Annotated in this window: 22 protein-coding genes; 11 read left to right on the plus strand and 11 right to left on the minus strand. The window is 73.8% G+C overall.

Going from position 1 to position 24,936, the window contains the following annotated elements:
• Positions 1–10: 10 nt before the first annotated feature.
• Entirely contained in the window at positions 11–1,138 is a 1,128-nt protein-coding gene (locus GBN72_RS05495; RefSeq protein WP_151770441.1) for a lipid II:glycine glycyltransferase FemX, read from the minus strand.
• Positions 1,139–1,796: 658 nt separating this feature from the next.
• Between GBN72_RS05495 and GBN72_RS05500 the strand changes: the two genes are divergently transcribed.
• The 3 genes from GBN72_RS05500 (at position 1,797) to GBN72_RS05510 (ending at position 4,618) form a co-directional block, all read left to right on the plus strand.
• Positions 1,797–2,396, plus strand: coding sequence for a hypothetical protein (locus tag GBN72_RS05500; protein ID WP_151770442.1), 600 nt, complete (start codon positions 1,797–1,799; stop codon positions 2,394–2,396).
• A 255-nt stretch (positions 2,397–2,651) separates the two neighbouring features.
• Positions 2,652–3,164 (plus strand): SigE family RNA polymerase sigma factor, encoded by a 513-nt coding sequence (locus GBN72_RS05505; RefSeq protein ID WP_151770443.1) that lies wholly within the window; start codon positions 2,652–2,654, stop codon positions 3,162–3,164.
• A 110-nt stretch (positions 3,165–3,274) separates the two neighbouring features.
• On the plus strand, positions 3,275–4,618 hold the full coding sequence (locus GBN72_RS05510) for a hypothetical protein (protein WP_151770444.1): 1,344 nt from the start codon (positions 3,275–3,277) through the stop codon (positions 4,616–4,618).
• A gap of 80 nt (positions 4,619–4,698) precedes the next feature.
• Here the strand turns inward: GBN72_RS05510 and GBN72_RS05515 are convergent, their stop codons facing one another.
• On the minus strand, positions 4,699–5,367 hold the full coding sequence (locus GBN72_RS05515; protein WP_151770445.1) for a nucleoside/nucleotide kinase family protein: 669 nt from the start codon (positions 5,365–5,367) through the stop codon (positions 4,699–4,701).
• 160 nt (positions 5,368–5,527) lie between these two features.
• Here GBN72_RS05515 and GBN72_RS05520 point away from each other — a divergent pair, with 160 nt between their 5' ends.
• On the plus strand, positions 5,528–6,307 hold the full coding sequence (locus GBN72_RS05520; RefSeq protein WP_151770446.1) for a class I SAM-dependent methyltransferase: 780 nt from the start codon (positions 5,528–5,530) through the stop codon (positions 6,305–6,307).
• A gap of 31 nt (positions 6,308–6,338) precedes the next feature.
• Here GBN72_RS05520 and GBN72_RS05525 read toward each other — a convergent pair whose 3' ends face one another.
• Positions 6,339–7,433 (minus strand): acyltransferase family protein, encoded by a 1,095-nt coding sequence (locus GBN72_RS05525; protein WP_151770447.1) that lies wholly within the window; start codon positions 7,431–7,433, stop codon positions 6,339–6,341.
• Positions 7,434–7,576: 143 nt separating this feature from the next.
• On the opposite strand from GBN72_RS05525, the gene GBN72_RS05530 reads away from it, so the two are divergent.
• On the plus strand, positions 7,577–9,238 hold the full coding sequence (locus GBN72_RS05530; protein WP_151770448.1) for an N-6 DNA methylase: 1,662 nt from the start codon (positions 7,577–7,579) through the stop codon (positions 9,236–9,238).
• 100 nt (positions 9,239–9,338) lie between these two features.
• Here the strand turns inward: GBN72_RS05530 and GBN72_RS05535 are convergent, their stop codons facing one another.
• Complete coding sequence (locus GBN72_RS05535) at positions 9,339–10,130, minus strand: hypothetical protein (RefSeq protein WP_151770449.1); 792 nt, start codon at positions 10,128–10,130, stop codon at positions 9,339–9,341.
• 308 nt (positions 10,131–10,438) lie between these two features.
• Here GBN72_RS05535 and GBN72_RS05540 point away from each other — a divergent pair, with 308 nt between their 5' ends.
• Positions 10,439–10,792, plus strand: coding sequence for a hypothetical protein (locus tag GBN72_RS05540; RefSeq protein WP_151770450.1), 354 nt, complete (start codon positions 10,439–10,441; stop codon positions 10,790–10,792).
• An 18-nt stretch (positions 10,793–10,810) separates the two neighbouring features.
• Here the strand turns inward: GBN72_RS05540 and GBN72_RS05545 are convergent, their stop codons facing one another.
• Complete coding sequence (locus GBN72_RS05545; protein WP_246212266.1) at positions 10,811–11,446, minus strand: HAD family hydrolase; 636 nt, start codon at positions 11,444–11,446, stop codon at positions 10,811–10,813.
• A gap of 536 nt (positions 11,447–11,982) precedes the next feature.
• Here GBN72_RS05545 and GBN72_RS05550 point away from each other — a divergent pair.
• The 4 genes from GBN72_RS05550 to GBN72_RS05565 all read left to right on the plus strand — a co-directional run bounded on the left by GBN72_RS05550 (position 11,983) and on the right by GBN72_RS05565 (position 15,823).
• Positions 11,983–13,056: a glucose-1-phosphate thymidylyltransferase gene (locus tag GBN72_RS05550; protein WP_151770452.1), complete on the plus strand. Its 1,074-nt coding sequence runs from the start codon at positions 11,983–11,985 to the stop codon at positions 13,054–13,056.
• A complete protein-coding gene (rfbB, locus tag GBN72_RS05555; protein ID WP_151770453.1) occupies positions 13,053–14,048 on the plus strand; it encodes a dTDP-glucose 4,6-dehydratase in 996 nt (331 codons plus the stop codon). Before GBN72_RS05550 ends, rfbB begins: the two co-directional genes overlap by 4 nt.
• Before the next feature lie 84 nt (positions 14,049–14,132).
• Positions 14,133–15,020 carry a dTDP-4-dehydrorhamnose reductase gene (gene rfbD / locus GBN72_RS05560; protein ID WP_151770454.1) on the plus strand — a complete coding sequence of 296 codons (888 nt, stop codon included), beginning with the start codon at positions 14,133–14,135 and terminating at the stop codon, positions 15,018–15,020.
• On the plus strand, positions 15,017–15,823 hold the full coding sequence (locus tag GBN72_RS05565; RefSeq protein WP_151770455.1) for a class I SAM-dependent methyltransferase: 807 nt from the start codon (positions 15,017–15,019) through the stop codon (positions 15,821–15,823). Before rfbD ends, GBN72_RS05565 begins: the two co-directional genes overlap by 4 nt.
• A 100-nt stretch (positions 15,824–15,923) precedes the next feature.
• On the opposite strand, the gene rfbC is transcribed toward GBN72_RS05565, so the two are convergent.
• Complete coding sequence (rfbC, locus tag GBN72_RS05570; protein WP_151770456.1) at positions 15,924–16,529, minus strand: dTDP-4-dehydrorhamnose 3,5-epimerase; 606 nt, start codon at positions 16,527–16,529, stop codon at positions 15,924–15,926.
• Between the two features lie 4 nt (positions 16,530–16,533).
• Complete coding sequence (locus tag GBN72_RS05575; RefSeq protein ID WP_151770457.1) at positions 16,534–18,648, minus strand: glycosyltransferase family 2 protein; 2,115 nt, start codon at positions 18,646–18,648, stop codon at positions 16,534–16,536.
• Between the two features lie 422 nt (positions 18,649–19,070).
• Here GBN72_RS05575 and fusA point away from each other — a divergent pair, with 422 nt between their 5' ends.
• Positions 19,071–21,128, plus strand: coding sequence for an elongation factor G (fusA, locus tag GBN72_RS05580; protein WP_151770458.1), 2,058 nt, complete (start codon positions 19,071–19,073; stop codon positions 21,126–21,128).
• A 70-nt stretch (positions 21,129–21,198) separates the two neighbouring features.
• Here the strand turns inward: fusA and GBN72_RS05585 are convergent, their stop codons facing one another.
• Genes GBN72_RS05585 through GBN72_RS05600 form a run of 4 tightly spaced genes read right to left on the minus strand, consistent with a single transcriptional unit; the run spans position 21,199 to position 24,895 of the window.
• Complete coding sequence (locus tag GBN72_RS05585) at positions 21,199–21,849, minus strand: response regulator (protein WP_151770459.1); 651 nt, start codon at positions 21,847–21,849, stop codon at positions 21,199–21,201.
• The gene (locus GBN72_RS05590) at positions 21,839–23,119 is read right to left on the minus strand and encodes a sensor histidine kinase (protein ID WP_246212267.1); all 1,281 of its coding nucleotides are present in this window, start codon (positions 23,117–23,119) and stop codon (positions 21,839–21,841) included. The genes GBN72_RS05585 and GBN72_RS05590 overlap by 11 nt, the downstream gene beginning before the upstream one ends.
• A 10-nt stretch (positions 23,120–23,129) precedes the next feature.
• Entirely contained in the window at positions 23,130–23,933 is an 804-nt protein-coding gene (locus GBN72_RS05595) for an ABC transporter permease (protein WP_151770460.1), read from the minus strand.
• Positions 23,934–23,947: 14 nt separating this feature from the next.
• Entirely contained in the window at positions 23,948–24,895 is a 948-nt protein-coding gene (locus GBN72_RS05600) for an ABC transporter ATP-binding protein (protein ID WP_151770461.1), read from the minus strand.
• Positions 24,896–24,936: the final 41 nt, after the last annotated feature.

The raw sequence follows: 24,936 nt of genomic DNA on the forward strand, positions 1-24,936 counted from the left end.
CACCCGGCGATCACCGTCGGGCCGCCAGGTAGATCCCGAAGGCCTTGTGCAACGCCTTGTTGAGCGGGAACTCCCACTCGCCGAGGTACTCCACCGCCTCGCCGCCGGTGCCGACCTTGAACCGGAGCAGGCCGAGCAGCGGGTCGCCGTCCTCCAGGGTGTCGGTGATGCCGCGCAGGTCGTAGACGGCCGCGCCGCGCTCGTGGGCGTCGCAGATCATCCGCCACTGCAGGGCGTTGCTCGGCTGCACCTCGCGGCGGCGCGAGGTCGAGGCGCCGTAGGAGTACCAGACGTGCTCCCCGACCGTCAGCACGGTGGCCGCGGCCAGTGTCTCGCCGTCGTGCGAGGCCAGGTAGAGCCGCATCCGGCCGGGGTCCTCCGCGCGCAGCGCCTCCCACATCCGGCGGAAGTAGCCCAGCGGCCGCGGCGCGAAACCGTCGCGTCCGGCCGTCTCCAGGTAGAGCTCGTGGAAGACGCCCAGGTCCTCGCCGTCCCCTTCGACGACCTTGACGCCTGCCTTCTCGGCCTTCTTGACGTTGCGCCGCCACTGCTGGTTGAAACCGTTCTGGATCTGTTCCAACGTCCGCCCTCGCAATGGTAGTTGGAAGACGTAGCGGGGCTGTCCGAGGGTGAATCCGCCGGCGCCGTCCTCGCTCGGCCGCCGCCAGCCGGCCTGCCGCAGCCGTTCGGCGACCGGCTCGGCCCGCTCCTCCCGCACGCTGGGCTCCGCGTCCGCCAGCCGGTGCGCCGCCGGGTCCTGGATCGCCTCCTTCACCCGTTCCGCGCTCCAGCGCCGGGCCACCACCGGCGGACCCATCCGCACGGTGAACGCGCCCAGCCCCTTCAGGTGGTCCAGCATCGGCCGCAGCCACCCGTCGGAGAGCTCGGAGTCGTCCCAGTCGACGACCGGGCCCTCCGGAAGGTAGGCCAGCGAACGCCCGAGGCCCGGCATCGGCCGCAGCAGCGCCAGTCCCGCCCCCACCAGCCGCCCGTCCGCGCCGAACCAGCCCAGGCCGTGCGGACGCCAGTCCTCCTTCACCTCGCCCCAGGCCGGCACCTGCAGATGGCTCACCGACGGCCGCTCCCGGACGAAGTCCAGATGCTCCTCGCGGGTGATCGCCCGAACCTCGCACCTCATACGCCACGCTCCTGCCCGGGCCGCCTGCCTGCGGTTCCGCCGTCCAGACGGGCCCGATGACCATCCGATACGAACGATGCAGGGTAGGCGCAGACCGCCGCCGGATCCGGGCACCAACACTCCGCGGGAACGGCCCCCGCACCCGGGGGCGCCCCGACCGGCCGGGATCCTCCCGCCTGCCGTCCGGGAGCAGCGGAAACCGCTGGTGGGCGACGGTGCCGGCCTGCCGGCACGGCCGCATGCGACAGACGGACACCGACACCGTGACCGACCGGGGCGACCGGCCGGATGCCGTCACCCCCTGGGGCGACGCCGACTGGCGGACCGCCGTGGAGGAGTTCACCGCGCGTGGACCTGCGGCGCAGGACGCCTGTTCCCCGGCGACGCGGGCCCGGACGTCTCCCAGGGCGAACCCCGGCGAGCGCCCAGTGGCCGCTGCGGGTTCTCGAGGAGCCCCGCCTCCGAGACGCCGCGTACCCCCCCGCACTCGCGGGGGTGAACGCGCCGTCGCGGCGCAACCAAGGGCGTCCGCCAGGTGTCGTACCGGGGGAAAGGGGACTTCGTCCACCGGCCGGCACCTCGATCAGGGCCGCCCGGTGCGCCGCGGGACCCGCGACATCCGGACCCGCACACACGGTTCGCAGAGAGAGGCACCCGCATGCGCCGCAGCACCGCAGCCGTGGTCACCGCCACGGCGATCGCCCTGATCCTTCCCGCCACCACGGCCACCACCGCCCACGCCGCGTCGACGCCCGGCTTCCTCGCCCCCGCCGACCTGCCGCCGCACCCGTCCTCCGACTGGTACGCCGGCGAGGTCACGGCGGGGACGCCCGACCCGCTCCCCTTCTGCTACGGCCAGGCGCTCCCCGGAGCGACCTCCCGGCACCGGGAGTTCTGGACCGAACTGGACGCCACCGCCCGCCAGGTCACCGTCGTCGAGAAGGACGCCGCCTCCGCCAAGCGCCTCGCGGACCTGCTCCACCGCACCGTCAAGCAGTGCGCGGCGCGCACCGAGGCGCAGTACCCGGACGTCGACGCCACCGGCCGCAGCCTCGGCCGCGTCAACGTCGAGGAGGGCGCACGGCTGTACGCGGTCCAGGTCGACACCGAGTACACCCGTGACATCCACCTCTTCTCCGTGGGCCGTGACGGCCGCACGGTGACCGTGGTCCAGTGGGGACAGATGGGCCGGTTCAAGGACGCCCCCGTCGCCGCCTTCCGCGACACCGCCCGCACGTCCGTCGCCAAGCTCGACTGACCGGCCACCTGGCCGGAACCCCCCGGGCCGCCGGCGACCCGCCCGGCAGCCCGGGAACGGGCCGGAGCCACAGGCTCCCCCGGGGCCTCCGCACAGCGCCGCCGGCCGGAGCCGGCGCCGACGGCCGGCGTCACCGCGGGCCTCCTGGGCACCGCCGACCACCGGCGCGCGAAAATGTGCTGACGGCATGAAACATTTCCCGGACCCCACCGCATCAATGAGGTGAGACGGTGCGAGAGAGGGCGGGGCGCGGGGATGCGGAACGGTCGGACGAAGAGTGACTACACGGAGTTCGTGACGGCACGGGCGAGCCATCTCTTCCGCTCCGCGTGCCTGCTCACCGGCGGTGACACCCACCTCGCCGAAGACCTGGTCCAGGAGACCCTGGGCCGTCTGTACGTGAAGTGGGGACGGGTCTCCCGCGCCGGGAACCCGGCCGCGTACGCCCAGACCGTCCTGCACCGCACCTTCCTCGCCCACCGTCGGCTCCGCAGGAGCGCGGAACGCGCCACCGACCTCTTCCCCGACCTCGCCGACCCACGAGGCGTCGACTCCGACACACGGCTCACCCTCCTCGACGCCCTGGGACGGCTGCCCGCCAAGGACCGGGCCGTGCTCGTCCTGCGCTACTGGGAGGACCGGAGCATCCAGGAGACGGCCGAGGTGATGCACACCAGCACGGCCGCGGTGCGCACCCGGTGCGTCCGGGCCCTCGGCCGGCTCCGTGGGCTGCTCGGCGAGGACCTGCTCGAGCACGCCACCGCCTGACCCTCCCGCACGGCACGGCACGGCACCGCACGACCCGCACCCCACGACGCCGCCCGCACCGCACATCCGCACGGCACGTCCCCATCCACGACCCGGACAGGTGATTCGTCATGCCCGTTGAAGACCCCAAGGAACACGACCCCTTCGAGGACCGGTTCGCCCGGGCCCTGCACGACGCCGGGGCGGGCTTCGAGACGCACCGCGATCTCGCGTCCGCCGGTGAGACCCGGGGCCGCGCCCTCGCGCTGCGCCGCCGGGCCGCCGTCCTCGCGGGGGCGGCGGCGGTGGCCTGTGCCGGCGTCGGCGGGGCCCTGCTGCTCCCCGGAGGAGGCACAGGCGCGGCGGACGGGCAGTCCGTGGCCGCCGCCTCGGCGGCCCCGTCGCCGGCCGCGGGCCAGGACGCCCCGTCCCCGGCCGCCGACGGACCCTCACCGGCCGCCGGCGGGTCCGGCGGGATCACCGCAGAGGAGATGATCCGCACCCTCAAGTCCCTGCTTCCCGACGGGCGGATCAGCAAGGAGCAGGGGAGGGGCACCGACGACACACCCCCCTTGCCGTTCGCCCAGGTCGTCCACGACGACGGCAAGGGAGGAGGGGCGGTCGCCGTCAGCCTGCAACGCGTGGAACCGGGAAGCCCGCAGGCCCGCGAGACCACCACCTGCCCGGACAGGACCTTCGTCCCGCACGACGCGTGCCGGACCACCGAACTCGCCGACGGCTCGATGCTCATGATCTTCCAGGGGTACGAGTACCCGGACCGCCGGGCGGAGACGAAGTACTGGGCCGCGGAACTCGTCACCCCCGAGGGCGGGCACATCTCGGTGAGCGAGTGGAACGCCGAGGCACAGAAGGACGCCCCGGTCACCCGGCCGGAACCCCCGCTGTCCGTCAAGGAGTTGGAGAAACTGGCCACGGCCCCCGTCTGGCGCCCGCTCGCCGACGTCCTCGCCGAGGGGAAGAAGCCCCGGCCGGACGCTTCCCCGTCGACGGACGCGTCCCCGCCGGCGGACGCGGGCACGCCGCCCGAGGCGCTGGACGAGGGGCTGCGCAAGACCTTCGTCTCGCTGCTCCCCGACGGGCTCAAGGTGAAGAAGCAGGGTGGTCAGGCTTCCGACTACGCCTACCTGGTCGTCGACGACGGCCACGGGGCGAGCATGGTCCAGATCAACGTGCAGCCCGACATGTCCGACGTCGAAGGGCAGCTCTTCCGCGACGGAGTGGAGACGCTCCCCGACGGCACGAAGGTCGTGCAGCGGCAGGGCCCCGGCGAGAAGGGCGGGCAGGGCGTGGTGATGTGGACCGTCGACACCATCCGGCCCGACGGCATGCGGGTGGTGGTCAGCGCCTTCAACTCCGGCGCCCAGCACACGGCCGCGACGCGCGGGACGCCCGCGCTGACGATGGAACAGCTCCGGGCGATCGCCACCAGCCCCAAGTGGCGGGACCTGCTCTGAGCCACGGCCCGGCCCCGGCGGCGGGCGCCGGTGGACGTCGCCGCCGCTCCCGCAGCCCCGCCGTGACCCGGCGGCCGGTGTCACGGCCGCCGGGACCGCGGAAGGGGCTCCAGCGGCCCCTCGACGGTGATCACCCGGTCGCAGGCATCCCGGGTGGCCGCCACCAGCCGCCCGTTGGGCCGGTCGTTGTCCGTCACCCGGGACCGGGCGAGCTCCGGACCGGAACCGGTCGCCGTGTGCCGGCCGTGCAGCCGTTCCTCGCGCACCGCGTCCGGTGCGTCCAGGAACCAGAGCGCGTCCAGGCAGGCGCGCGCCGAGAGCCACGGCCCCCGGGCGACGGCGAGGTAGTTCCCCTCGGTGACGACCAGCCGGACGGAGGGCTCCACCACGTGGAGCGCCGCCACCGGCTCGTGCAGGGTCCGCGAGTAACCCGGGGCGTACACCGGCCCCTCACCCGGCTCGCGGATCCGCCGCAGCAGCGCGGCGTACCCCCAGCCGTCGAAGCTCGGCTCGGAGCCCTTGCGGCCGGTCAGGCCCAGCCGGGCGAGCTGGGCGTTGGAGAGGTGGAAACCGTCCATCGGCACGTAGGCCGTGCTCCCCGGACCCAGCCGCTCCCCGGCGGCCGCCACCAGGTACTCAGCGAGCGTGGACTTCCCGGCGCCCGGCGCCCCGGCGATGCCGAGGATCACCCGCCCCGTGGTCGCCTCCGTCAGGGTCAGCGTCTCCCGCAGCAGCGTCGTGGCGTCCATGCCCGCCATCGCACCACGTCCGGGGGCCGGCCCGCACCACCCCTGTGACCCAGCTCTCCCCGAATCGGCCGGTCCGCACCGCCCGCCGTGGGGAAGGATCTTGCCCGTGACCCCGGACGTGCGATCGTGCGCGGACGGTACGGCAGGACAGGGAGCGGCCATGGAACGGAACACCCCGGACTTCGGGCTCACCGCACAGGACTACGGGCGCCACCGCGCCGGATTCCCGCCGGAGCTGATCACCCGGCTGGCCCGGCACGGCGTCGAGGCGTCCGGCCGCGATGTCCTCGACCTCGGCACCGGCACCGGCAGCCTCGCCCGGCTCTTCGCCCTGGCGGGCGCGCGCGTCACCGGCGTGGACCCCGCGGCGCCCCTGCTCGACCAGGCCCGCCGGCTGGACGCCGAGGCGGGGGTGACGGCCGAGTACCGGGTGGGCACCGCCGAGGAGACCGGACTTCCCGGCGCCCGCTTCGACGTCGTCACGGCCGGTCAGTGCTGGCACTGGTTCGACGCGCCCAGGGCCGCCGCGGAGGTCCGGCGGCTGCTGCGCCCCGGCGGCAGCTTGGTGATCGCGCACTTCGACTGGCTGCCGCTGCCGGGCAACGTGGTCAGCGCCACGGAGGAGCTGATCCTGGCCCACAACCCGGCATGGTCCATGGGCGGCGGCACCGGCCTCCATCCGCGGTGGCTGACGGACCTGGCCACGGCCGGCTTCGGCGGCATCGAGACGTTCTCCTTCGACGTCGACGTGCCCTACACGCCGCAGGACTGGGTGGGCCGCATCCGCGCCAGCGCCGGCGTGGGCGCGAGCCTCCCGGAGGAGGAGGTGCGGACCTTCTCCGACGAGCTCACGGCGGTGCTGCGCGACACGTTCCCCGGCGACCCGCTCGGCATCCCGCACCGCACCTGGGCGGTCACGGCCCGGGCGCCCGGCGCCTGACCCCGGCCGGAACGCGTCCGCACGGGGCCGTTCACCGGCTGACGGTCCCGCGCGGAGGCCGGAACGCCCACCGCGTCCGCGGTTCCACCACCGGCCGGAACAGCCTCCGCACCGGCGCCGTGCACAGCGCGGTGACCACCAGCGCGCCCAGCAGCGTCACCGCGACGAGACCCGGCAGGCCGTACGGCCGCAGCAGGTCGTGGAAGCCGGTGCGGGCGAGGGCCTTCATGACGAAGCCGTGCAGCAGATAGCCGTACAGGGTGCCCGTGCCGAGGGCGGTGAACCAGGTCCGGCGGGCCGGCACCCAGGCGAGGAAGCAGATCACCAGCGCCACCCCGACGGCGAACAGCAGCAGGGTCACCACCGGACCCGCCCACCAGCGCATGCCCAACTGCTGGGCGGCGCTGCTGTGGTAGAGCCAGGCGTAGGACACCCGGGGCACCGCCCAGTACGCCGCCGCCAGGCCCAGCAGCGCCACCGGCACCGACAGCGCCCGGACCGCGGGGCGCCGCACCAGCGCGAAGTGGTCCGGTCGCAGACACAGCCCGAGGACGAAGTACGGCAGGAACTGCAGCACCCGCTGGAGGTCCAGGTCCTCGCCGATCGAGGGCGAGAGGCTCGCGAGCATCGCCACGACCAGCGCCACCGCCAGGGGCCACCGCAGCGACCGCCACAGCGGCGCGGTCAGCCGCCAGACGAACAGCGCGGCCAGGAACCACGTCACGTAGGTGGGGTCGAGCAGGGTGACGGGCCGCTGCGGGTCGTCGTCGCTCCAGCGGGTGAACAGCGCGTACGCCGTCTCGAAGAGGACGTACGGCACGACGAAGCAGGTGACCAGACGCCGGACCCGGCCGGGAGATGCGTCGAAGGACCGGGAGAAGAAGCCGGACACGACGATGAACGCGGGCATGTGGAAGGCGTAGACGAAGACGTACAGGGCCAGCAGCCCGCGGTCGCCCGGCAGCAGCGGCTCCCAGATGTGGCCGACCGCCACCAGGAGGATCGCCAGGTACTTCGCGTTGTCGAAGAACGCGTCACGGGCCCCCGAGGGGTCGCCGGGCCCGGGGGAGGACTCCGCCCTGTCCGGTCCGCCCGGCCGGTGAGCGCTTTCTGTCGCCGTTGACATGGGCAAGCGCCTCACCGGAAGCGCGGAGGGCAAACCTCCGCAGCGGTGGTTCGGCCGACTTCACCCGGCCGGAGCAACCTGCGTGAACGCTGTCAACGTCCCGTCGTTGTCGACCCGCCGGAGTGCTGTGTACGGTGTGGGTCATGACTGAGAGCGCTGGGAGCCAGACGTCGGGAGCGTTGGTGACCGGCTCGGAGATCGCCCGTCTCGCAGGCGTCACCCGCGCCGCCGTCTCCAACTGGCGACGGCGCTACGACGACTTCCCCGAACCGGCCGGGGGCGGACCCAACAGCCCGCTCTTCGACCTGGCCGAGGTCCGCTCCTGGCTCGAACGGCAGCGCAAGGGACAGGACGTCTCCGAGGAGGTCAGGCTCTGGCAGACGCTCCGCGGAGCCTACGGCGACGACATGATCGGTGCTCTCGCCGACGCCGCCGCGCACGTCGACGACCCCGATGCCGTCACCCCCCTCCCCGAGGAGGCCGTGCGGCTCGTCGCCCAGCTCCTCGAACGCGGCTCCTCCGCGGAACTGGTCACCGGCCTCGCCGAGCGCTTCACCGACTCGGTCCGCCGCGCCGCCTCCGACCAGGTCACCACCGCCCGGGTGGTACGGGCCGTGCGTCACTTCGCGGGCCGGGTCGCCAAGGACGCGGTGATCTTCGACCCGGCCTGCGGCATCGGCACGCTGCTGCTGCGCGTCGGTCCCGAGCACGGGCCGCGGCGCCACGGGCAGGAGATCGACCCCGACAGCGCGCGCTTCGCCCGGCTGCGCGCCGGCCTCACCGGCCGCGACGGTGTCGACGTCGCGGTCGGCGACTCGCTGCGCGAGGACCGGCTGCCCGATCTCAAGGCCGACCTGGTGGTCTGCGACCCGCCCGTCGGGGACACCGACTGGGGCCGCGAGCAGCTCCTCCTGGACCGCCGCTGGGAACTGGGCACGCCCTCGCGGGCGGAGAGCGAACTCGCCTGGCTCCAGCACGCGTACGCGCACACCGCACCCGGCGGCCGGGTGCTGATGGTGATGCCCGCCTCGGTCGCCTACCGCAAGGCGGGCCGCCGCATCCGCGCCGAACTGGTCCGCCGGGGCATCCTCGCCCAGGTCGTCGCGCTGGCCCCCGGCACCGCCGCCTCGCACGCCCAGCCCGTCCACCTCTGGCACCTGCGCCGGCCGACCGGGCCCGGGGACGCCGCCACCGCCGTCCGGATGGTCGACCTGACCGACAACGACCCGGACGGTCCCCTGGAACCCGGGCCCGCGCAGGCCGCCGACATCGCCCTGATCGACCTGCTCGACGACAGCGTGGACCTCACCCCCGGGCGTCACGTGGAGGACTCGACCCGGGACTTCGCCGTCGAGTACCGGGCCCTGCGGGAACAGCTCGACGAGCGGCTGGAGCGGCTCGCGCGGCTGCTCCCCGCGCTCGCGGAGGGCCGGGGACCGGGCTCGCTGGACGGCTCCACCGTGAGCGTCGCCGAGCTGGCGCGGGCGGGGCTGGTCACCCAGGGCGGGGAGGAACCCGTCTCGGCCAGCGACCAGCTCGACACCGATTACCTCCGCGGGTTCCTGCGTGCCTCGGCCAACGTCCGGCGGTCGACCTCGCTGAGCGGGACGTTCCGTCTCGACGGGCGGGGGGCGCGGGTGCCGCAGATGGACATCGAGGAACAGCGGCGCTACGGAGCGGCGTTCAGCAGGCTGCGGGAGTTCGAGGCGTGCGCCCGCGAGGTCGCCGACCTCACGCGGCGGATCGCCGAACTCGCGGGCGAGGGCCTGGGCAACGGGGCGCTGGCCCCCGGGCCCGACGACTGACACGGGGGCGGCCCCGGACCGCTGGAGGGCGTTCCGGGGCCGACCCGTGGAGATGTGCCGCGCTCCGTCCTCCCCCGGCGTCCCGGGGAGGGGCCTCCCGTCAGGCGGTGGGAGTGAGGGGCAGGCAGATGGCGTTCACCGTGAAGTCCACGGCCTCGTCGCCGGTGTTCCGCACCGTACCGGTCCAGCCGTTCGCGCCGTCCGGGGTCGACTCGAGCACCGTGACGACGGAAAGCAGCGAGTCGTCCACGGTGACGCCGCCACCGGTGAGCGTGCTGCCGGCCGGGCAGGTGGCCGTCTCCGTCCCGGTGGACGTGGCGGCCGCGCTGCCCGTCTCGACCTCGAGGAAGGTCGGGATCACCTCGCCGGGCTCTCCGGGCTCGCCGGGCTCTCCCTGTTCGCCCTGCTCTCCCTGTTCGCCCTGCTCTCCCTGGGGCCCCTGCTCTCCCTGTTCGCCCTGCTCTCCCTGTTCCCCTTGCTCTCCCTGGGGCCCCTGCTCTCCCTGTTCTCCCTGCTCTCCGGGCGGACCCGCGGGACCGGTGGCGCCGTCCTCGCCGTCCTCACCGGGCGGGCCCGCCGGTCCGACCGGGCCCTGCGGGCCCTCGGGACCGGCCGGACCTGCCGCCCCTGCCGGACCTGCCGGACCCGCCGGGCCCGGCTCGCCCTGCGGCCCGGCGGGTCCGGGCTGACCCTGCGGACCCGCCGGCCCGGCCTGGCCGTGCCCACCGTGTCCGCCGTGCCCGCCCTCGCACGAGTGCTGGCACCCGTGCGACACGGACCGCTGGCCGTCGGCCTCCGCGGCCTGGACCTGAGGCGCCACGGCGCCGGAGATGAGGGCCGCCGTCAGGGCGGGCAGGCCGACGTGGCAGAGCCGGCGTATCGACTTCTTCAAGGTTGCTCCCGATGAGGTGAAGGGCCGGGCGCGGGGTACACGCCGAGCGGTTCGCGCCGGGCCTGATCGACGTCACCGATCCCAGCACGCGCGCCGCCCTGCCGCCCGGCGGGAACACTCCTGCGGGCTAGCACCACCGGGAACGTCATCCGGACGGCCGTGTGTCGAACCGGACGGGGACTCCTTCCGCGTGCTACCGCGTGTCGGAGGGTTCCCGGGGCAGGAGGTCCCGGGGCGGGAGGGTTGCGGAGCCCGAGCCCCCGGATGGCAGGATCGCCGCACCAGTCCGGTGGACCAGGGGGAGTTCCATGGAGCACAGGCCCGACCCGATCCAGATCATCACCCGCCCCAGCACCTCGGTGGCCGAGGACCGGATACAGGCGCTGGGAGCCTGGGTGCACGCCGCCCGGCGTGCCGGATGGCGGGTCGATCCCGTTGACCAGCCGGTGGACTGGCCGGCCGGTGAGTGCGGGCTGGTCGACATCGAGGGACTGCGCTACCTGCTCCGGATCGGCCTGCGGGGACGCACCCGCGCGGTGCTGCTGCCCGCCGGTCAGGCGGGGCCGGGTACGGCCGGACTCCCCGCCCAGGACCGTGCGATCGCCTCCCGGCCGGTCCTCCAGCTCACCACCTGGGCCGAACCCGTCCTCGCCGAGGGCTGAGAGGGGCGCTCGGTCGGCCTACGGCCGCCCGGCCCCGGAGCACCACGGCTCCACCACCGACCGCAGGTCCCGCGGGGACCGGTAGCGCACGGTGGACATCCCCAGTGCCGCGGCGGCCTCCACGTTCTCGTCCCGGTCGTCCACGAACAGGCAGCGGTCACAGGACACGCCGGCCAGCCCGGCGGCGATCTCGTAGATCTCGCGGGCGGGCTTGGCCACGCCCAGCCACGCGCTGCCGACGACATGGTGGGCCAGGTCCGCGATCCCCATCGTCCGCAGGTCGCGGTCGAGTTCGGCCGTCGCGTTGGTGACCAGGACGAGCGGCATCACCTCGCGTATCCGCCGCAACGTCCCCACCACCTCGGGATCCGCGCGGAACGGCGCGTCGGCCATGGCCCTCGCGAGTTCACCGGCCCGTGCGGGCGGCACGTAGGCGCTCATCCGCCCCGCCACGGCCTCCCGCCACTCGTCGACGCCGATGTGGCCGAGCAGCAGCGGCAGGTCGAGTTCCGGCGCGTAGGCCACCGACGCGGTGAGGCCCTCCGCGAGCCCCGAGGCCCGCTCCAGCGCGGCGAGCGCCGAGAAGTCGTAGAAGCGGACGACGTTGTCGAGGTCGCAGAGAACGGCGTCGAAGGCGCGGGTCGCAGGCGTCACCGCCCTTGCATACCACGGCCGTTCCGACCCGTGCCCCGGCGTGTCCCCCCCCAGGTCACGCCGGGGCCGGTCGGCCCTGGGAATCCCCCCGGATCCCATGAATCCCCCCGGGATCCCCCCTCAGGCCCCCGAGGCGCACCGGTACGTCCCCCCGACGAAGCGGTGCGTCGGAAGGAGACGCTACACGATTGTGTTCGTGTTGGCCAGCGCAACATGTCGTTGACATCGTCAACAAGGCGTATCGGATCCGTCGACCCGCATGCGGTGACGGAATGGTGGGAACACGGCCCGGGGTGATCGACCGCCGAGCGGTGGAGAAGGTTGTACGGGGATCAGGAAAAAATCTCACCGCCCGGGCGGCCGGACCCCGGGTGGCCGGACTCCCCGGCGGCGGGACCACGCCGGTCCTGCCTGACGCCTGGTCAGCGGGCGGGCGCCGCGCTCGTGTCGGCCCGCTGTCACGCGGAAGCGGGAAATGATCGTCGCATCGTCCGGTCTGGCGTCCGTTGCGCACCGACGCGGCTAGGGTGGGACGAATGAAGGCTCTCGTCCTGTCAGGTGGAGCCGGCACGCGACTGCGGCCGATCACCCACACGTCGGCCAAGCAGCTGGTGCCGGTGGCCAACAAGCCGGTTCTGTTCTACGGATTGGAATCCATCGCCGATGCGGGGATAACCGAGGTCGGGATGGTCGTCGGGGACACCGCCGAGGAGATCCGCGCCGCGGTCGGCGACGGCTCCGACTTCGGTCTCAAGGTGACGTACATCCCGCAGGAGAAGCCGCTGGGCCTGGCCCACGCGGTGCTGATCGCCCGGGACTTCCTCGGTGACGACGACTTCGTGATGTACCTCGGTGACAACTTCATCGTCGGCGGCATCAACGACATCGTCGACGACTTCCGCCACAACCGCCCCGCCGCCCAGATCCTGTTGACCAAGGTCCCCGACCCCCGTGCCTTCGGTGTCGCCGTGCTCGACGACGCCGGGCGCGTGGTGGCGCTGGAGGAGAAGCCCGAGCAGCCCAAGAGCGATCTCGCGCTGGTCGGCGTCTACCTCTTCACGCCCAGGATCCACGAGGCGGTCCGCGCCATCGAGCCGTCCTGGCGCGGCGAACTGGAGATCACCCACGCCATTCAGCGGCTGATCGACGACCGGGCCGCCGTGCGGTCCACCGTCATCCAGGGGTACTGGAAGGACACCGGCAACGTCGTCGACATGCTCGAGGTCAACCGGATGGTCCTCGAGTCGCTGGAACCCCGCAACGACGGCGAGGTCGACGAGGCGAGCGAGACCGTCGGCCGGGTCGTCGTCGAGCCGGGCGCCCGGGTGACCCGTTCGCGGATCGTCGGCCCCGCGGTGATCGGCGCGGGAACCGTGGTCAGCGACTCGTACATCGGGCCGTTCACCTCGGTGGGGGAGAACTGCACCGTCAACGACAGCGAGCTGGAGTTCTCCATCGTGCTGCGTGACGCCACCATCTGCGGCGTCGGACGGATCGAGTCCTCCCTCATCGGCCGTCACGCCGAGGTGACCACCCAGGCCGCGCCCGGCGTGCCCAGTGCCCACCGTCTCGTTCTCGGCGACCACAGCAAGGTGCGAATCCACCCATGACCTCTTCCACTCCGACCTCCACCGGCCTGCTCGTCACCGGTGCCGCGGGTTTCATCGGCTCCACCTACGTGCGGACCCTGCTCGCCGCCGAGGACAAGGCGGACCTGCGCATCACCGTGCTGGACAAGCTCACCTACGCCGGCACCCTGGACAACCTCCCGCTGGACCACCCGCGTCTGGAGTTCGTCCAGGGCGACATCCGTGACGCCGAGCTCGTCGACAAGCTGATGGGCGCCGCCGACCAGGTCGTCCACTTCGCCGCCGAGTCCCATGTCGACCGGTCCATCGCCGGCGCGGCCGACTTCGTGCTCACCAACGTCGTCGGCACCCAGACGCTGCTGGACGCGGCGCTGCGGCACGGCGTGGGGCCGTTCGTGCACGTCTCCACCGACGAGGTGTACGGGTCCATCGAGACCGGATCCTGGCCGGAGACCCACCCGCTCGCCCCCAACTCGCCCTATTCGGCCTCCAAGGCGTCGTCCGACCTGCTCGCGCTCGCCTACCACCGGACCCACGGCATGGACGTCCGGGTCACCCGCTGCTCGAACAACTACGGGCCCCACCAGTTCCCCGAAAAGGTGATTCCGCTCTTCGTCACCAACCTCCTCGACGGGAAGAAGGTCCCGCTCTACGGGGACGGGCGCAACGTCCGGGACTGGCTGCACGTCGAGGACCACTGCCAGGGCGTGGAACTCGTCCGTACCAAGGGCCGCTCCGGCGAGGTCTACAACATCGGCGGAGGCACCGAGCTCTCCAACAAGGAGCTCACCGGCCTGCTGCTGGACGCCTGCGGCGCGGGCTGGGAGATGGTCGAGTACGTCGAGGACCGCAAGGGACACGACCTGCGGTATTCGGTCGACTGGGGCAAGGCCCGCACCGAACTCGGCTACCATCCCCGGCACGACTTCCCCACCGGTCTCGCCGACACCGTCAAGTGGTACCGGGACAACCGGGGTTGGTGGGAGCCGTTGAAGGAACGGGCCGACGTCTGACCACGCGGGCCGCGACCGGCCGGCGGAGCACGGGTACGGCGGAGCACGGGAACCACGGAGCACGGGAACTACGGAGAAGCACGCATGAAATGGCTCGTCACCGGCGCCTCGGGCATGCTCGGCCGGGACACCGTCGAGGCACTCGCCCGCCGCGGTGAGGAGGTGGTGGCCCTCGGACGCGCCGAACTGGACATCACCCGTGAGGAGAAGGTCCGCGCCGCCCTCGGCGAACACCGCCCCGACGTGGTCGTCAACTGCGCCGCCTACACGGCGGTCGACGACGCGGAGCACGACGAGGCGGCCGCCCTGCGGATCAACGGCGACGGCCCCCGCGTCCTGGCCCGGACGTGCGCGCAGCAGGCCCCGACCCGGCTGGTCCACGTCTCCACCGACTACGTCTTCGACGGCGAGGCCCGCGAGACCCCCTACCCCGAGGACCACCCCACCGCCCCCCGCACCGCCTACGGCCGCACCAAACTGGCCGGCGAGCGGGCGGTCCTCGCCGAACTGCCCGGACGGAGCGCCGTGGTACGCACCGCGTGGCTCTACGGCGTCCACGGCAGGAGCTTCGTCCGCACCATGACCGAGCTCGAAGCACGCCGGGACACCCTCGACGTCGTCGCCGACCAGCGCGGCCAGCCCACCTGGAGCGCCGACGTCGCCGAGCGGATCGCCGAACTCGGCGTCCGGCTCGGCGGGGACGACCGGGACGCGACCGGGATCTTCCACGCCACCAGCTCCGGCGAGGCCACCTGGCACGAACTGGCCCAGGAGGTCTTCCGCCTCCTCGGCGCCGACCCGGCCCGGGTGCGCCCCGTCAGCAGCGAGGCGTTCCCCCGGCCCGCCCCCCGTCCCGCCTACAGCGCCCTCGCGCACCACCGGTGGCGGCACCTCGGACTGCCGCCGTTGCGCGACTGGCGCACCGCCCTGCATGTTGCCCTTCCGCTCATCCGCAAGGAGTCCTGTTCGTGAAGCGCCACGAGTTCCTGAGGGAGCTCCACCAGACCTGCGCCAACCGGAACTACCTGGAGATCGGCGTCAACGACGGCCGCAGCCTCACCCTCTCCCGGGTCCCGAGCATCGCCGTCGACCCCGCCTTCAAGGTGGTCACCGAGATCCGCTGCGACGTCCACCTGGTGAAGGCCACCAGTGACGACTTCTTCGCCCGCGAGAACCCGCTGGGCCACCTGAAGGGCGGCCGTCACCCGCTGCGCAACATCGCCCGCAACCGCAGCCCGTTCGGCTACTGGCAGGACGTCACGCTGGACCTGTCGTTCATCGACGGGATGCACCTCTTCGAGTTCGCGCTGCGCGACTTCATCAACATCGAGAAGCACTCGGACTGGGCCAGCGTCATCGTCTTCGACGACATGCTGCCCCGCAACGTCGACGAGGCCGCCCGTGACCGCCACACCGGCGCGTGGACCGGCGACGTCTACAAGGTGGTCGAGATCCTCCGGCGCTACCGGCCCGACCTGCGGACCGTCCTGGTCGACACCCAGCCCACCGGCCAGCTCCTGGTCTTCGGCGCCGACCCGGCCAGCACGGTGCTGGAGGAGAAGTACGACGAGATCATGGCCGAGTTCGACGTGCCGGACCCGCAGAAGGTGCCCGAGTCCATCCTGGACCGCACCACCGCGGTCCGGGCCGAGGACCTGCTGGGCGCCGGCTTCTGGAAGCCGCTGGTCCACGCCCGCAACCGCGGCACCAAGCGGGCCAAGGGCTGGGAGCAGCTGAGCAGGTCGCTGGACCGGCTGACCGGCGAGACCGGCTGACCGGGCCCGGCCGGCCCCGCACGGGGCCGGCGGCGGCCCATGACGACGGCCGGGGCCCCCGCGGTGTCCGCGGGGGCCCCGGCCGTCGTCGTGCGCGCCCTCACACGGACTCGTCGCCCCGCAGCTTCTCGTAGTACGCCACGCACTCCTCGTACACCGGCAGCAGGCTCGCCGCCCGCGCCTCGGCCAGCGACGGCGCCGCGGCGTCCTTCTCGGAGAGCACCGGCTCGATGCCGGCGGGCCACTCGATGCCCAGTGCGGGGTCGAGCGGATGCACACCGTGCTCGCGGCCGGGGGCGTAACCCGTCGAGCACAGGTAGAGCACCGTGGCGTCGTCGGTGAGCGCCATGAACGCGTGCCCGATGCCCTCGGCGAGGAACACGGCGTGACGGTTGTCCTCGTCCAGCCGGACCGACTCCCAGCGCCCGAAGGTGGGGGAGCCGACCCGGATGTCCACCATCACGTCCAGCACCGCGCCGCTCGCACAGGTCACGTACTTGGCCTGCCCGGGCGGCACGTCCGCGAAGTGCAGCCCCCGCAGCACGCCCCGCCGGGAGACCGAGCAGTTCGCCTGGGCGAGCGACAGGTCGTACCCGGTGGCCTCGCGGAACTCCCGGCCCCGGAACCACTCGTGGAAGCTGCCCCGGTCGTCCGGGAAGACCTTCGGCTCCAGCAGCCAGGTCCCCTCGATGGTCAGCGGTCGCACGTGCTCATTCCCCCTTGTCCTCGGTCAGCCGCGCCCGCAGACCGGGCGCGAGTGTGTCCATCGCCTTCACCACCGCGCGGCGGGCCGGCAGCGGCAGCCGCCGCCCGAGCCGCAGCAGGACACCGCCCGGTGGACGCGCCGCCTGCGGCAGGGCCGCGTGGCCGACCCGCACCCCCTCGCCGGTCACCCGCAGCGTGACCGGCAGGAGCAGGAAACGGGGGGCGCCGGCGCGCGGGGCGGGCGCCAGGGCGGTCCGCAGCGGGACCGCCCGCGGCGCCCGGTCCAGGGGCAGCGCCGCCTCCAGCACCGAGACGGCCGCTCCGGCGTCCGGCGACGGGCTCCCCGGCGTCACGGTGCCCGGGGTCACGGTGCTCGGGGTCACTGCGGCCGGGGTCACGGTGCCCGGGGTCACGGTGCCCGGTGTGAGGGTGCCCGGCGCCTCCAGCGCGGCCGTGCCGGCCGGGCCGGTCAGCCGCAGCAGCACCTCGGTGACGTCCGGCACGTGCAGCGGCAGCGTCGCGCGGAGGCGGCCGTCGGCCACCGTGACGGCGGAAGGGGAGAGCCGGTCGAGGCGGAGGTTCCTGGAAGCCTTGTCGACGTCCAGCGACAGGGTGTCGCGGACCGTCCAGTAGGGCAGGACCACGCTGCCCGCCGTCACCGCGGCGTTCTGGGCCGGGCGCGGAGCCCCCGCGGCCGGGTCGATCCGGCACTCGCGGGCCCAGCCGCCCATCTTCACGCGGACGAACAGGTCCCACAGCCCCGGCCGCAGCGGGGACCCGCCCGCGGCCACCACCGGATCCACCGCCACCGAGGCCCGTACCCGCAGCCCCACTCCGCCCGCGGCACCGGAGCCCTCCCCGGCCGGCTCCCTCTCCCGCGTCACCTCGACCGGCAGATAGTACTGGGCCGCCGTCGCCCGCTCGCGCACCACCACGTCCACGCCCGCCGAAGCGAACCGCGCGGTGGTGTCGGCCAGCACCCAGGCGATCGCCGCCGGCACGTCCTCGGGCGCGCCCTCGGGCGGGGTGTGGGCGCCGTCGGCCGGGAAGACCATGGGCGCGCCGTCCGCCGTGTAACCGGCCGTCAGGTCGAACCGCAGCACGCCCTTGTCCCACCGGACCGCCCCGGCGGCGGCCTGCGGGGTGAGCGAGGCCTCCCATTCGGCGAAGGCCAGGGTGTCCTCGTACCGCCCGGCGGCGACCAGCGCCGCCACCACCCGCTGGGTGGGGGCCAGGGGAGCGGCCACCGACGGGCCGAACCGCTCGTTGATCACGTCGCGGATCTCACCGAACATCTCGCGGCGGTAGTCGTCCGGCAGGACCAGCAGCCGCTTGCCCCGCATCCGTTCGACCATCTCGTTGCGCAGCCAGCGGCGGTACATCCGGTCGCGCAGCTCACCCGGTTCGGTGTACCGCTCGACCACGTCGAGCGCCTCCCGCAGGTTCTTGAAGTAGCCCACCGGGTCGAAGCGCTGGAACCCGGCGTTCGAGGCGTCCTCGCGCTTGACGTGGTAGTAGCAGACGTAGTCGCTCAGCACCGACACGGTCTCGGCCCGCAGATACGCCTCGGCGATGAACACGTGGTCCTCGAGCCGGCGACGGCCCTCCGGGAAGCGCAGCCCGATCCGGTCCAGGAAGGCGCGCCGGAACATCTTGTGCGGCGTCAGACTGTCCATCAGCGGCGCGTTCTCGACGGTCGCCCGCGGATGGTTCCGCCGGAACAGCTCCACCGGCACCGGCCGGCCCTTTCCGGCCATCTTGCCGACCACGACGTCCGCGTCGTTCTTCACGGCGTACTCGTACATGCGCTCGAGGGCTTCGTCGCCGAGGTAGTCGTCGTTGTCGACGAACATCACGTACTCGCCCCGCGACGCCTCGATCCCGACGTTGCGCGGCTTGCCCGACCAGCCCGAGGGCTCCTGGTGGATCACCTGGATGTGGGGGTGCTCGGCGGCCAGCGCGTCCAGCAGGGCGGGCGTCCCGTCCGTCGACCCGTCGTCGACGAAGACGGCCTCGAACTCGCCGGGTGGCAGGGACTGCCGCAGGAGCGAGTCGACGCAGTCCTCGATGTACGGACCGGGGTTGTACACCGGGACGACCACACTGACCTTGACGGACATGCGTTTCACAAGCTCCTCGAGAGACGACCGTGGGGCGAACCTACCGTGAGGCGGAAGTCCTCCCAGGCCGGTCGCCCGCACCGGAAAATGTGCTGCCCTGCTCCTCTCCGGACCCTACACTCGCATCAACCCCCAGGGGCGCAAGGCCTGTTGACGGCCGGTTCGCGTCGTTCGGCGCGCCCTGGAGGACGACCGTGACGAGTGAAGGGGGACAGGCCGTGCGTCAGCGCTCCGTTGCCGTCGTTCCCCGTTCGCGGTACGAGGTGATCCTGGTGTCCCCGGTGCTCCGGCGCCCGCTGCGCGGCCGGCGCCGGAAGTCCGCCACGTCCCGCTGAACCACGTCCGCCCACGCGGCGTGGCGCGGTCGTGGCGGTGATCGCGCGTCCGAAGGACCGGATCATCCTCCAGAAAGGCCGCAGGCCGTGCGCAACGACCTCACCCGCCAGCCCGCCCCCTCCCTCGCCACCGTCCGCAACCTCGGCGTCCTGGCCCACGTGGACGCGGGCAAGACCACCGTGACCGAGCGGATCCTCTACGCCACGGGCGCCGTCCACCGGCGCGGCGAGGTGCACGAGGGCACCACCGTCACCGACTTCGACGCCCAGGAGCGCGAGCGGGGCATCACCATCTTCGCCGCCGCCGTCAGCTGCGCGTGGAAGGGCTGCCGGATCAACCTGATCGACACGCCGGGCCACGTCGACTTCGCCGACGAGGTGGAGCGCTCGCTGCGCGTGCTGGACGGCGCGGTCGTGGTCCTCGACGCGGTGGCCGGGGTCGAGCCGCAGAGCGAGGCGGTGTGGCGGCAGGCCGACCGGCACGGCGTGCCCAGGATCGTCCTCGTCAACAAGATGGACCGGGCCGGCGCCGACCTCGACGCCGCCGTGGCCTCGATCCGCGAGCGGCTGCATCCCGCGCCGCTGGCGGTCCAGCTGCCCGTGGGCGCGGAGGACGGCTTCCGGGGCGTCGTCGACCTGCTCGGCATGAGGGCGCTGGTGTGGCCCGACGGCGCCGAGGAGCCCGTGGAGGAGCCCGTTCCCCCGCAGTTGCTCGCCGAGGCCGCACGGCGGCGCCGCGTGCTGGAGGAGGCCGTGGCCGAACTGCACGCCGGGGCGCTCGAGGAGTTCTGCGAACGCGGGACGCTCACCGGGCCCGCCCTGCGCGCGGCGCTGCGCGACCTCACCCGCACGGGTGACGCCGTCGTGGTGCTCTGCGGCTCCGCCTACCGCGACAAGGGGGTCGAGCCGCTGCTGGACGCGGTCGCCGACTACCTGCCGTCCCCGCTCGACCTGCCGCCGGTGGCGGGCAGCTGGGAGGGCGCCGAGGTGCGGCGGGAGGCCGACCCCGCGGGACCGCTGGCCGCGCTGGCGTTCAAGGTGAACGCGACCGCGACCGGCAGGCTGACCAGCCTGCGGATCTACTCGGGCACCCTGCGGAAGGGGGACGTCGTGCGGGACACGGCCACGGGCCGGACGGAGCGCGTCGCGCGGGTGCTGCGGCTGCGCGCCGACCGGTACGGCGAGGTCGACGCCGCGGTGGCCGGCGACATCGTCGCCGTCGCGGGCCCCAAGGGCGTGCGGGCCGGGGCGACGCTGTGCGACCGGGAGCACCCGTTGGTGCTGGAACCGCCCGCGCCGGCCGATCCGGTGGTCTCGGTTGCCGTCGAGGCCGTCCGCTCCACCGACACCGGACGCCTCGCCGAGGCGCTCGCCCGCCTCGCCGAGGAGGACCCGTCGCTGACGGTCCGCACCGACCCGGAGACCGGGCAGACCCTGCTGTCCGGCATGGGCGAACTGCACCTGGAGGTGGCCGTGGAGAAGATCCGCCGGTCCGGCGGGCCGGACCTCACGGTCGGACGGCCGAGGGTGGCCTTCCGGGAGACGGTGGCCGGCGGCATCGCCGGGTTCGTCCACCGGCACGTCAAACAGGACGGCGGGGCCGGGCAGTTCGCGCACGTCGTGCTCGACGTCGAGCCGCTGGACGGTTCCGGGTTCGAGTTCCGGTCGACCGTGACCGGGGGGCGGGTGCCGCAGGAGTACGTGCGCGCGGTGGAGGCGGGGTGCCGGGACGCCCTGGTGGACGGTCCGCTGGGCGGGCATCCGGTGACCGGCCTGCGGGTCGTCCTCACCGACGGCGCCACGCACGTGAAGGACTCGTCGGAGACCGCCTTCCGCACGGCCGGGCGGGCGGGGCTGCGGGCGGCGCTGCGGGCCTGCCGCGTCGCGCTGCTGGAACCGGTCGCCGAGGTCACCGTCACGGTGCCCGCCGACCACCTCGGCGGCGTGCTCGGCGATCTGGCCGCCCGGCGCGGCCGGGTGCACGGCTCCGAGGCCCGGGGCGGGACGGCCGTGGTGAGCGCGGTGGTCCCGCTGGCGGAGCTGTTCGGCTACTCGGCCTCGCTGCGGGGCCGGACCCGGGGCCGGGGGGCCTTCGTCTCCCGCCCGGCCGGCTACGCCCCGGCTCCGGCGCCGGTCACGGGCTGAGCGGGACCGGCGGGGCGCGTGCCGGCACGGCCGCGCCCCGCCGGGTGGGCGGGGCGCGGCCCCGGTCGCCTCAGCCGCCCAGGATGCCCCGCCGGTAACCCGCCGCGACCGCCGCCGCGCGGTCGTTCACGCCGAGCTTCGCGTACAGATGGGTGAGATGGGTCTTCACCGTGGCCTCGCTGATGAACAGCTCGCGGGCGATCTCCCGGTTGGAGGTGCCCCGGGCGACCAGCGCCAGCACCTCCCGCTCGCGCGCGGAGAGCGGCTCGTTGCCCGGAGCGCGGACCGCCGAGACCAGACGCGAGGCCACGGCGGGGGAGAGCACCGTGCGGCCCTCCGCCGCCGCCCGCACACCGGCCAGCAGTTCGTCGCGCGGGGCGTCCTTGAGCAGGTAACCGGTCGCCCCCGCCTCGATGGCCGGCAGGGTGTCGGAATCGGTGTCGTAGGTGGTGAGGACCATGACCTTGGCGCGGATGCCGCGACGCGTCAGCTCGGCGATGGCCGGCACCCCGCCGCCACCGGGCATCCGCAGGTCCATCAGGACCACGTCCGGGTCGAGTTCGGCGGCCAGCGCCACCGCCCGGACCCCGTCGGCCGCCTCCCCGAGCACCCGGAAGCCCGGAGCGGCCTCGAACAGAGCGCGCAGACCGTCCCTCACGACGGGATGGTCGTCGACGACCAGCAAGGTGATTCCGGTCCGGCCGGACGTCTCATCGCTCATGACGGACCAACGGTACGCGAGTCGACACGGCGGTGCCCTGCCCCGCCTCCGACTCGACCACCACCGATCCGGCTATGCGTTCGGCGCGGGCCCGCATGCCGTCCAGGCCGAAACCCCCGTTCCGGGTGCGTGGCGGAAGCGCTGCCGGGTCGAACCCGCGGCCGTCGTCCCGGACGTCGAGGGTGACCTCGTCGCCCATGAAGCTGAGGGTGACGCCCACCCGGGACGCCGACGCGTGCCGGGCCACGTTGGACAGCGCCTCCTGCGATATCCGCAGCAAGGTGGCGGCGACCTCGCCGTGCAACTGCTCCGGCTCCCCGGTGAGGGTGAACTCCGCCCGCAGTCCCTGCCGTTCGGACCAGCCGTCGACCGTCTTGCGCAGCGCCTGCGGAAGACCGTCCTCGGCCAGGCCGGCCGGGGCCAGATTCTGCACCGACCGGCGCGCCTCACCGAGGCTGTGCCGCGCCAGGTCCGCGGCACGGTCCGCGTGCCTGCGGGCCACGGCGGGGTCGTCGGTGCTCGCCACCACCTGGAGCTGGGCGATGATCCCGGTCAGTCCCTGGGCGAGCGTGTCGTGGATCTCCGCGGCCAGCCGCCGGCGCTCGTCCGCGATGCCCGCCTCCCGCGCCTGGAGCAGCAGCTGGGTGTGGAGCGCGGCGTTCTCGTCGAGTGCCCGCCGCAGGGCCGCGTTGGCGCGCTCCAGTTCGACGATGGCGGCGGCGCGGGCGCTGGAGCGTTCCTCCTGCTGTTCGCTGAAGTGCGTGGTGACGCCGATCAGCGCGAGGTTGACGATCAGCAGCCCGGCGAACAGCCCCCACTGAGCGGTGCTCTGCGGCGGCAGGCCGCCCGCCTGCGCACCCGCCACCGGCAGGGCGCAGGCGAGCGGGCCCAGTCGGCGCCAGGGACGCCGGCCCCGGGGAATCAGGTCCTCGGCGTCGAAGTAGCCCACCGCGGAGTAGAAGGCGAAGAGCGGGTTCAGCCAGCTGAGTGCGAAACCGAGGGCCCAGCGCAGCCAGTAGTAGACCGCCCCGGCCGGTGACGGGCCGGGGCGGCGCAGGTGGGCCCGGTCCCAGCCCAGGTGCACGACGACGGCCGCGCCCACCAGCACCGCCGCCGCCCGCCGTTCGCCCGGAACCGGCGTGAGTTCCGGGGCGGCGGCCGCCAGCGCCGCGGTGAACACCAGCATCGCGTGCGGCCCGCACCGGCGGAAGAGTTCCCACCCGCGCCCGGCCGTTGCCGGTTCCCCCGTCCCCGCCCCGTCGTTCCGCACGGCCGACAACCTACTGCCAGCGGAACCAGCGGGTGGCCGCCGCGGTGAGCACGACCGCCCACAGGGCCAGGATTCCCAGGGACGACCAGTCGGGCCAGTCCCCCGCGGCCGCCTGCCCGAGGGCCTCGGCCGCCGCGCCGAAGGGGACGAAGCCCACGGCGGTGGCCAGCGCGTCCGGCATGGCCTGCACCGGCAGCCAGACACCGGCGGCGAACATCATCGGCAGGAACACGACCGAGCCGACCGCCGTGGCGATCTTCGCGGTCGGGGAGAACGCGGCCACCAGGGCGCCCATGGCGAGCGCGGCGGCGGCCGCCAGCAGCAGAGCCAGCAGGTATCCGGCGACCTGCTCCGGCAGCCCGACGCCGTAGGCGATCCGGCCGACCGCCAGCGAGAGCAGGACCGACACCAGGGCGGCCGCGCCGTGCAGACCCATCTGCGCGGCCAGCAGCGCCGAGGGGCGCACCGGCGTCGCGGACATACGGCGCAGGATGCCGCGCTCCCGGTAGCCGGTGATCACCGGCGGCAGTGCCTGGACGCCGGACACGATCAGCGCGACCAGCACGGTCACCGGCACGTAGGTCTCGATCAGCCGGACGCCCCCGAGATTCGGGTCGGGTTCGCGGAAGGTCGGGATCAGCCCGAGGAGCGCCAGCAGACCGGGCGGGAAGACCGCGATCCAGAAGAAGTTGCCGGGTTCCCGGAGGAAGAGGCGGGTCTCGGCCCGCAGCACCGCCCGGCGCGGACGGCGGGCCGGTGCGGAGCCGCCCGAGGCCGAGGGGACCGCCGGGGCGGGAGTGGGGGTCGCGGACATGGGGTGGGCCTCCGTCAGGTGGTGGTGAGATCGAGGAAGGCGTCGTCCAGCGTGGCGTCGGTGACGCGCAACTGGTGGGCGGTGACGCGCCGCCGGACGAGCAGCTGGACGACCGCGTTCACGGTGTCGTCGGTGCCGGCCAGGGTGAGCCGGCCGTTCTTGTCCTCCATGGACGCGAGCCCCGGCAGGGCGGCCAGTTCGGCGTCGTCCAGCGGCTCGGACGGGGTGAAGGAGATGTGGGTGGCGCCGGCGGCCCTGCCGATCAGTCCCTGCGGGGTGTCCAGCGCGGTGATCCGGCCGCCGTCGACGATGGCGATCCGGTCGCACAGCCGCTGCGCCTCCTCCATGAAGTGGGTGACCAGCAGGACGGTCACACCCCGGGCGCGGACGTCCTCGATCAGGTCCCAGGTGTCACGGCGGGCACGCGGGTCCAGGCCGGTGGTCAGCTCGTCCAGCACCACGATCCGCGGGTTGCCGATCAGGGCGAGCGCGATGAACAGGCGCTGCTTCTGGCCGCCGCTCAACTTGCCGAACCGGGTGTCCAGCCGCTCGGTCAGACCCAGCCGCCCGGCCAGCTCGTAGCCGTCGGCGGGGCTGGGGTACAGGGCGGCGTACAGCTCCAGCGCCTCGCGGACGGTGAGCTTGGGCTGCAGCTCGCTCTCCTGGAGCTGCGCGCCGAGGAGGTGGGTGACCTTCTCGTGGTCGGCGGCCGGGTCCAGCCCCGCCACCCGGATCCGGCCCGCGTCGGGGGACCGCAGGCCCTCGACGCACTCGACGGTGGTGGTCTTGCCCGCGCCGTTGGGGCCGAGGATGCCGAAGATCTCGCCCTCCTCGACGGCGAAGGAGACACCGTCCACGACGGTCCGGCCGCCGTAGGCCTTGCGCAGTCCCTCGACCTCGACGACCGCCGCCCGGCGGGAAGTCGTGGGTGCCGTCGTGTTCCTCGGGTTCGTCGTCGCCATGGGGGAAGCGTCCCCCGCAGGCGCGGGCCGCCGCATCGCCC

Source organism: Streptomyces abyssomicinicus, assembly GCF_008974245.1.
In the GTDB taxonomy this organism is placed as follows: Bacteria; Actinomycetota; Actinomycetes; order Streptomycetales; family Streptomycetaceae; genus Streptomyces; species Streptomyces abyssomicinicus.